The 8,758-nt window shown below is 72.4% G+C and carries 1 protein-coding gene; it reads right to left on the minus strand.

What is annotated here, in order from left to right:
- Window positions 1–48 precede the first annotated feature (48 nt).
- Window positions 49–8,634: a type I polyketide synthase gene (locus VT85_RS01410; protein ID WP_068409526.1), complete on the minus strand. Its 8,586-nt coding sequence runs from the start codon at window positions 8,632–8,634 to the stop codon at window positions 49–51.
- Window positions 8,635–8,758 lie beyond the last annotated feature (124 nt).

The following is an 8,758-nucleotide window of genomic DNA, read 5'->3' on the forward strand; positions in this document are numbered from 1 at the left end:
CGCCCGCCAGTCGGTTCAGCGCCTTGCTCCCCGTCCCCTCCACTCCCGTCAGCACCCCCAGGAGCCGACCGTCGGGGCTCGAAAAATAGTGGTCGGCGTGGCAGGTCGGGGCCTGGCTCTCGGGCCTGATCCGCAACTCATAACAGACCTCCGCCGCGCCGCCGCCGGACGGCCCGGCCGCCGGGCCGCGACCCCGGGCCGTGGAGCCGGAATTCCGCGATCCGCGCGGGGAGCAGGGTCACGTCCCAATGGAGCCTCGCCCAGAGGACCTGCATCTGGAGGGCGCTGTCCACCAGGATCGGATCGATCAGCCATTCCCCGTCGGCGTCGCCTCGCAGGCAGGCGCGGGCCGAGGAGGGGCGGAGGATCGCCCGCGCCCCCGGGGCCGATCGCCTCGATGGAGGCGATCCCCTGGAAGAGCGGCCCGTGAAAGAGCCAGTCGCGATACGCCTCCTCGACCCCCATCGACTTCAATCCGCCGCCCTCAAGCAGGCGCGGGTCGGCGACGTGTCCGGCGGCCCCGACCTCGGCCCGGCGGCCGAGGCGGACCGATGCCTGATAATGGACCCGACGGGGATCGCCCGCGCTCAGGATCGCGACCTCCAGATCGCGGGCCGTCGGGTGTTCATCCCTCCTCCCCTTCGCCTCGCCGGCGGGCCGGGTTCGAGTCCGGGCGACGACCCGGACGTCTTCCCTGTCCTCCCGGAGGACGACGCCCCGGTGGAGCCGGATGTCGCCGATCGCCAGCAGGTCCAGGCTCGGCCATCCCGCCGAGGCGACCTCGGCCATGAGCTCCATGGCCATGGCGAAGGGGAAGACGGGGCGGCCGTCCAGGCGGTGATCCTGCAAATAATGATCAACCTTGACGTCGATGGGACGTCTCAGCTCGACCAGGTCTTCGCCGTGCGACAGGACCCCGGCGGCCCTGAGCAGCGGGCGGCTCGTCGAAGCCGCCTCGACCGACGCGGTCGCGCGGGGAGGGCCGGACGACTCGAAGCCGCCGGCCCCGCCGATCAGGATTTCCACGTCTCCCTTGCGCCCGTGCCGGAGTTCGTCCAGGAGCAACTCGCAGCCCACCTCGGACGGGATGAGCACGACGCCACGCTCGGCGAACTGGCGCCGGACCTCCGGAGAGACCATCCCGGACCCCAGCCAGGGGCCCCAGTTGATCGAGACGACCCGGCCCGGACATCGCCGGTCCAGGTCCTGCGCCAGCTTGTTGAGCATCTCGGAGGCCGCCGCGTAGTCGGCCTGGCCGCGGTTGCCGAACCGGCCGGAGACGGAGCTGAAGAAGACCAGGAACCGGAGCGAATCGAATCGAATTCGCTCGGCGAGGATCCTCGCGGCCCCCGCCTTGGTCCCCACCACGCGTTCGAACGATTCGAGCGTCTTGTCCTTGACCAGCCGATCCTCGATGACGCCGGCCCCGTGGATGACGCCGTCGATCCGCCCGTGGGCTCGATAGACGTCGTCGAGGAGCGAACCGAACGCCTCCGCGTCGCGCACGTCGCAGGTCGCGTACTCGACCCGGGCCCCGGTCCGTCGGAGGCGTTCGAGGTTCTCTCGGACCTCGCGTTCCAGGAGGAGACGGCGACGCCGCTCCTCGACCGTCGCCAGGGCGACCGGATTCCCCGACGCGCGAAGCTGTTCCAGGATCGCCCGCCCGAGCTCTCGCGGCTCCTTGATCCCGGCGGTCTCGACCGGCTCCGGCCCGGAAGGGGGCGGGGTGCGACCGACCACCACGAGCGTGCAGGGCGCGGCCGTCATCAACGCGAGAGCCGCCTCGGCGGTGATCCCCCGCGCGCCTCCCGTCACGAGCACGACCGAGTCGCCATCGAGCGGGAGGTCGGCGGCCCCGGCGGGGAGGGGCGCCGGGGACAGCTCGAGGATCGTCCGGATGCCGTCGCGATAGCCGACCTCGACAAGCTGGTCGTCGGCCGTCAACTCGTCCAGCAGCCAGTCGGCGACGACGTCCGGCCCCGCCGGCGGAAGGTCGACCGCCTTGATGCGGACGGCGGGGCATTCGTGGCCGAGCGACTTGAGGAAGCCGGCGAGCCCGGCGGCCTCGGGAGAGTCGTGGGGGGCGGGCCGCTCGACGGCGAACGAGCCTCCCAGCCTCGTCGCCGCAAGGATCGCCGCGCCGCCGTGGGCCGCCGCGCGTTCCAGGTCCGGCCCCAGGGCCCGGCACAGCAGGTAGAGAGACGTCAGCGCGTCGCCCCGGCGCGACCCTGCGCCGTCGACCCGGAGCGCCCCCAGGTGGATCAGGGCGGCCACCGGCCCGCGACGGGCGTGAAGCTCGTCGACCAGTCGGGCCGCCTCCTCGGGACGCCGAAGCTCGGCCGTCACCGCGTCGGGGTCGTTCACCCTCGCGCCGGCCTCGGAAACGATCCGGACGACGTCGCGCCCCCGGTCGTTCAGGAGGCCCGCCAGGCGTCGCCCCACGCCGGTCTCGTCGTCCACGATGACGACGAGACCGCCGGGGGCCAGATCGGCCGTCGCACCGATGGAGGGGGCGAGGGCCGATTTCAGCGCGAACCGGCCGACGCCGTGTCCGGTCCGCGCACCGTCAAAAGGGCGGTGATCCTCCTCCGCCGCGCGTCGTTCGCCGTCGCCGTTTCCGCCGCCGCCGTCGTCTCCGTCGAGGAACGCCGTCAGGTGATCGACGACCTGGCGCAGGGTCCGGCTCGCGGTCAGGCTCTCGATGTCCGGCGATCGGCCCTGGGGCAGCGTCAGCGAGTTGACGAGGGTGCCGGCGATCTCGACGCGCTTGATGGAATCGATCCCCAGATCGGCTTCGAGGTCGGCGTCGAGGCTCAGCATCTCCTCGGGATAGCCGGTCCGCTCGCCGACGATGGACAGGAGCCGCTCGGTGATCCGGCGACGATCGGAGGGGGCCTCGGCGGCCGGGACGGCCGCGATCGACCGAGCCGTCGCGCCGTTCTCGCCGCCGTTGGGAGACGGCTCCCTCCAACCCTCTTCCGGCCCGGCCGGGGCCTTCGGGCTCGCGGGCTCGTACGGCCGTGCGGAGACGGCTCGGTCGGCCGGAGGCCACGACGGCGCGGGGGTCGTCGCGACTTCGTCGAGCAGGCTGCGGAAGACTGCTGGAGACGAGGCGGGCGCGGCCCCTTCGAGGAACGCGGAGGCCTCCCCGTTCGGCTCGTCATGGGAATGCGTCCGCCCGGCCTGGGCCTTCGCCGGGGGCCCCTGCGAGCCGAGGTACACGAGCAGGTCGTGCATCACGGTCTCCTGGGTCTGGAGGAAACGCATCATGACCTGCTGGAATTGACGCGCGACGTCCGCCGAGCCGTGTCCGTCCGGCGCGGGCGGGGCCTGCGGTGGAGAAGACGCCGGGAAATCCCGAGGAGCGACCGCCTCCGCGTGCGACGGCGGTGGGGCCTCCCCGTTGGAGCGCGGGCTCTGGACGGTTGATCGAGTCATGGATCCTCCCTCGTCTGCTGGACCACGATGGATCGGGAGCCGGGCGCGACCGCCCGATCCGTCCCGGATGACGTCCTTACCGTTCAGCACGTCGTGCCGAGACGGCGACCGCACCTGGCGGGGCGTTCCCGAAGGCGGGGCCTCCGGCAAGACCTCGCGAGGATGATGACCATTCCCCCCCGGCCTGGCGGGGTGGAGGCTCGACCTCCGCACGACGAACGACTCGTCGATCGCGCTCGACCTCGGAGGCGGCGACGGCGGCGACGGCGTGCCGGCCTCGACCGGCTTGCGGCGCACGGGGCGAGCCGAACCGCCGTTGACGAGCCAGGCGGTCGGCGAGGGCTCGGCTCTCTCGGTCGGCTTCGAGACGTCCACCGGCCGGGTCGAGCGACCCTGGAAGAGGCCGTCGCCGCGGATCGGGACCCCTTCGGCCGCCAGCGCCGCCAAGCCGTGGAGCAAGGGGCCGAGGCCGTCCACTCCGGGGCGATCGAACGAGGCGACGACGTGGGGGCGGTCGCCGAGGATCTGCCCGACGAGTCCGCTCAGGACCTGACGCGGGCCGACCTCCACGAACAGCCGGGCGCCGGCGTCGTACATCGCCTCGATCTGGCGCACGAACTCCACCGGGCGGATCAGGTGATCGGCCAGCAGTTCGGCGACGGCGGCGGCGTCCTCGGGATAGGTCGCGGCCGTCGAGTTCGAGTAGACCGGGATCCGAGGCGCGGCGATCGCCAGCCGGCGAATCCTCTCGGAGAGCTTCCGCTGCGCCGGGGCGACCAGCGGCGAGTGGAAGCCGCAGCCGACCGGGAGCCGACGAGCCTGCAATCCGTGGGCCTGGCACCACTGCATCGCCTTCTCCACGGCGGCCCGCGTCCCGGCCACGACCGTCTGGCGAGGGGCGTTGAGGTTGGCGAGCGTCAGGCCGGGATCGGCCAGCAGCAACGGCTGCAATTCCTCAGGGGAGGCGACGATCGCCGTCATCGCCCCGCTCTCCTCCGTGGTGCATTCCCGGATGAACCGGCCCCGAGCCGCCGCGATCTCCAGCAGCTCCCGCTCGCCGTAGCAGCCCGCGGCGCAGAGCGCGACGAACTCGCCGAAGCTGTGCCCCGCCGCCATCTCGGGCTCGATCCCCAGATTCGAGAGCAGCCGGAGGATCGCCAGATCCGCGGCGGCGAGCGCCGGTTGCGCGATCTGCGTCTCCGTCAGCGCCATCTGGAGCTGCTTCTCCTCGTCCGCGCCGAAGGCCGGCGGGGGGAAGATCCAGCGGCTGAGCGGGCGCCCCAGCTCGGCGGCGAGGGTGCGGTCGGCCCGTTCGAAGCAGTCCCGAACCTCGTCGAACGCCACGGCCAGATCGCGCGTCATGTTCACGTACTGCGAACCCTGGCCGGGGAAGAGGAACGCGATCCGGCCGTCGCTCGCCAGGGGCCGATCCGCGAAGTGGATCCCGCGCGAGTCGTGGTGGCGCGCCGCGTCGGAGCGGAGGAGGCCCCGCGCCGCATCCAGCTTCTCGGCGAGGTCTTCGACCGATGACGCGACGATCGCGAGCGACGGCCCGCCGGGCTCCGCCGCTTCCGCCGCGCGGGCCTGCGTGCAGGCCAGACGGCCCAGGTCGGGACGTGCGCCGGACTTCAAGGATTCGGCGAGCCGGTCGACCGCTTCGAGGAGACTCTCCCGCGAGCGGCCCCTCCACACGAAGAGTTCGACCGGCCAGGGATCTCGCGACGCGCCGCGGTCGGCGACGAAGCTCGCGGTGTATTCTTCGAGCGCGACGTGGAAATTCGTGCCGCCGAAGCCGAACGCGCTCACGCCGGCCCGGCGCGGCTCGGCCCGTTCGGCGTGAATCCACGGACGCGGCTCGGTGTTGACATAGAACGGGCTCTCCGGGAAGTTCGCCTTGGGGTTGGGACGATCGACCCCCAGGGTCGGGGGGAGCACCCGATGGTTGAGGGCGAGCGCGGCCTTGATCAGCCCGGCCACCCCGGCGGTGGCCTTGGTATGGCCGATCATCGATTTGACCGAGCCGACCGCGCACCCCTGCCTCGTCGCCCCGGCCTCGCCGAAGAACATGCCGAGGGCCTTGAGTTCGGCCAGGTCGCCGGCCACCGTGCCGGTCCCGTGGGCCTCGATCAGCCCGACGGTCGCGGGCGAGTACCCGGCCTGGGCGTAGGCCCGGCGAAGGGCCCGGACCTGGCCCTCGGGGCGAGGCGCCGTGAGGCCTCGGTCGCGCCCGTCGCTCGATCCGCCCACCCCCCGGATCACCGCGTAGACCCGGTCGCCGTCGCGCTCGGCGTCGTCCAGCCGCTTGAGGATGACGGCGGCGAACCCCTCGCTGATGGCGATCCCGTCCCCCTCGGCGTCGAACGTGCGGCACCGGCCGTTGGGCGAGAGGGCCTGCGTCTTGCTGAAGCAGAGGAAGGCGAACGGATTCTGGATCGCGTCGACCCCTCCCACGATCGCCACGTCGCTGGTCCCCGCCTCCAGGTCGCGCACCGCCAGGTTCACCGCGGCCAGCGACGACGCGCAGGCGGCGTCCACCGTGTAATTGACGCCGCCCAGATCGAATCGATTCGCGACCCGACCGGCCGCGACGTTCATCAGGATTCCGGGGAACGAATCCTCCGTCCATTCCGGCAAGAGGTCTCCCAGCCGCTCGGTGACGGCGGTGGCCTCTCCATTGAATAGGGAAGGCAGGCACGAGCGCACCATGTAGCCGGCGGTCAGGTCGGACCCTCCCCCCCCCGCCCCGAGGATCACCGACGTCCGCTCGCGCGGGAACGGTCGGTTGAGATAACCGGCGTCCTCAAGCGCCGACCGCACGACGGCCAGGGCCAGGAGCTGGAACGGCTCGATCGAGCGCAGCGAACTGGGCGGCATCCCGAAATCCGCGGGGTCGAACGCGACGTCCGCGATGAATCCCCCCCAGCGCGAGTAGATCTTGTCGCGAGCCGACCGCGAGGGGTCGAAGTACCGGCGCCAGTCCCAGCGGTCGGCGGGGACTTCCGTGATCGCATCAACCTTGTTGACGATGTTGGCCCAGAACGTCCTGAGGTCCGGGGCGCCGGGAAGGATGCAGGCCATCCCGACGATCGCCACGGCGGCGGGAGGCGGGGAAGGCGGTCCCGCGGCCACGGCCGGCCGGGGGGATGACGCCAGGCGTCGGCTTCCTCCGGCCGAGACGTCCTCGTGAAGCTCGGCCAGCGTGCAGACGCCGTCGCGAAGCCCGGCGACCTGGCCGATCATGTACATCCCGCGCGCCCATTGCTCCTCGGCGTCGAGTTCGACGAGCCTGGACGCGGCCGGATCGTCGCCGAAGCGCGGATTGCGGTCGACCCCCTTCGAGGCGACCCGTAGGCGGCCGATGTTCAGCTCCTCCAGGCTCTGGCGCAGCTCCTCGGAGGGGAGCCCCTGCCGGAGCAGCCGCCGCTTCTCGCCCTCGAAGTCCGCGACGAAGGGGGACGACACGCATCGCGTCGCGTGCCCCGGCCCGCTTTCGAGCAACACCGTACGGTCGCAGGCGAGGGCCGCCCGCTGGAAGCTCTCGGTGATCGCGCCGGTCTGGACCGCCTCGCGGGTGAAGAGGTAGGCCGTCCCCAGCAGCACGCCGACGCGCACGCCGCGCCGGATCAAGGGCGCCGCCAGCGCGCCGACCATCGCGGCCGAGAGGCCGTCGTGCACGCCGCCGGCGAACAGCACGTGATGGGAAGAGGCGTCGACGCCGGGCGTCAGGTGCTCGGCGAGGACCTCGATCAGGCTCTCCCAGAGCACGAAGCTCGTCCTCGGCCCGACGTGCCCCCCGCACTCCCGACCCTCGAAGACGAACCGATTGGCACCCTCCTTGAGGAACATGCGGAGCAGCCCCGGCGACGGGACGTGGAGGTAGGTCGTCACCCCCGAGTCCTCCAGGGCCTTCGACTGGTCGGGACGGCCTCCGGCGATCAGCGCGAACGGGGGGCGGTACTCGCGGACGACTTCGAGCTGCTCCGCCCGCAGCTCCGGCGGGACGAAGCCGAGCACGCCCACCCCCCAGGGGCGATCCCCCAGGCGACTCCGCGTCTGCTCCAGCAGCGTCCGCGCCTCGGGGCCGCGCATCAGAGCCAGCGCCAGGAACGGCAGGCCGCCGGCCTCAGCGACCGCGTCGGCGAACTCCGCCCGGTCGCTGACGCGGGTCATCGGTCCCTGAACGATCGGAAACCTCGTGCCGTGCGCCCGCGCCCAGGGCGAGCCCTCGGCGAAAGGGCCGGTTTCGCTCTCCGTCGCGAGCGCCTCGCGGACGGCGGCCCGCAGGCCGGTCAGGACGCCGCCGACCGTGCCGAATTTCCGCGCCAGATCGGCGGCGAACGCCGCGTCTTGCCCCAGGGCCAGGAGGGACGTCTCGGGCGTCCGCCAGTCGACCCGCCGCCGGATCGCGGCCCGCCAGGCGTGGCGCACCGCCGCCGCCGGCTGCTCCGCGAGCAGGGCCGTGGCCTCCAGTCGTCGCAGCTCGACGGCGCCGGGCAGGTCGGGCCGGGAATAGGCGCGGAAGCCCGCCCCGAGCCCGCTCCCCAGGCAGATCGTCTCACTCCCGTCCATGACCCGGACCCGATCCCGCAGCCGATCCGACGCGGGAGACTCCCTGGTCAAGAGAAGCTGCCCATCGAGCACCGCGCCCGCCGCGCCGGCGACCCGACAGGCGGCGGCCGTTCGCGGGCCGACGCCGCCGTACGCCCAGACCGGGATGTTCAGGCGGGGGATCAGCCGCTGGAGCAGGACGAAGGTCGTCTCGTCCCCCACCCATCCCCCGGCCTCATTCCCCTTCGCGATCACCGCGTCGACCCCCGCGACCTGGCCCGCGACGGCGTCCTCCAGCCCCGTCGCGATCAGGAACGCTTTCAGCCCGGCGTCGTGGATCAGCTCCACGAGCGGCTTCAGCCGGCCGGGATCGGCGCCGGCGAGGATGATCGTCTCCAGGCCGGCGAGAGGCCGGGCCAGGATCGCCCGGAGCAGGTCGGTCGCGCCCGCGTCCAGGAGGACCCCGAGCCGGTCCCGGCCCATCGTCGCCAGGCGATCCAGCGCCGTCAGGGCGAGGTCCATCTCATCGACGAATTCGAGATTGAGGACCCCGACGGCCCCGGCCCGGCTACCGGCGATCGCCAGCGACGGGTCCGGGAATCCCCCGGGCGTCAGCACCATCCAATCGAAGTCCGACGTGTTCTTCACCGTCCTCGCCTTTCGATGAACAGCCCGATTCTCCCGCCCCCCGGGCCGGCCGATTCGCACGGCCTCGGGGGACGGGTCGTCCCGGCTCGGCATGACCGATTTCAGAAGGAAAAGCCCACGAGGA

It is taken from the genome of Planctomyces sp. SH-PL62, from assembly GCF_001610895.1.
Classification (GTDB): Bacteria; Planctomycetota; Planctomycetia; order Isosphaerales; family Isosphaeraceae; genus Paludisphaera.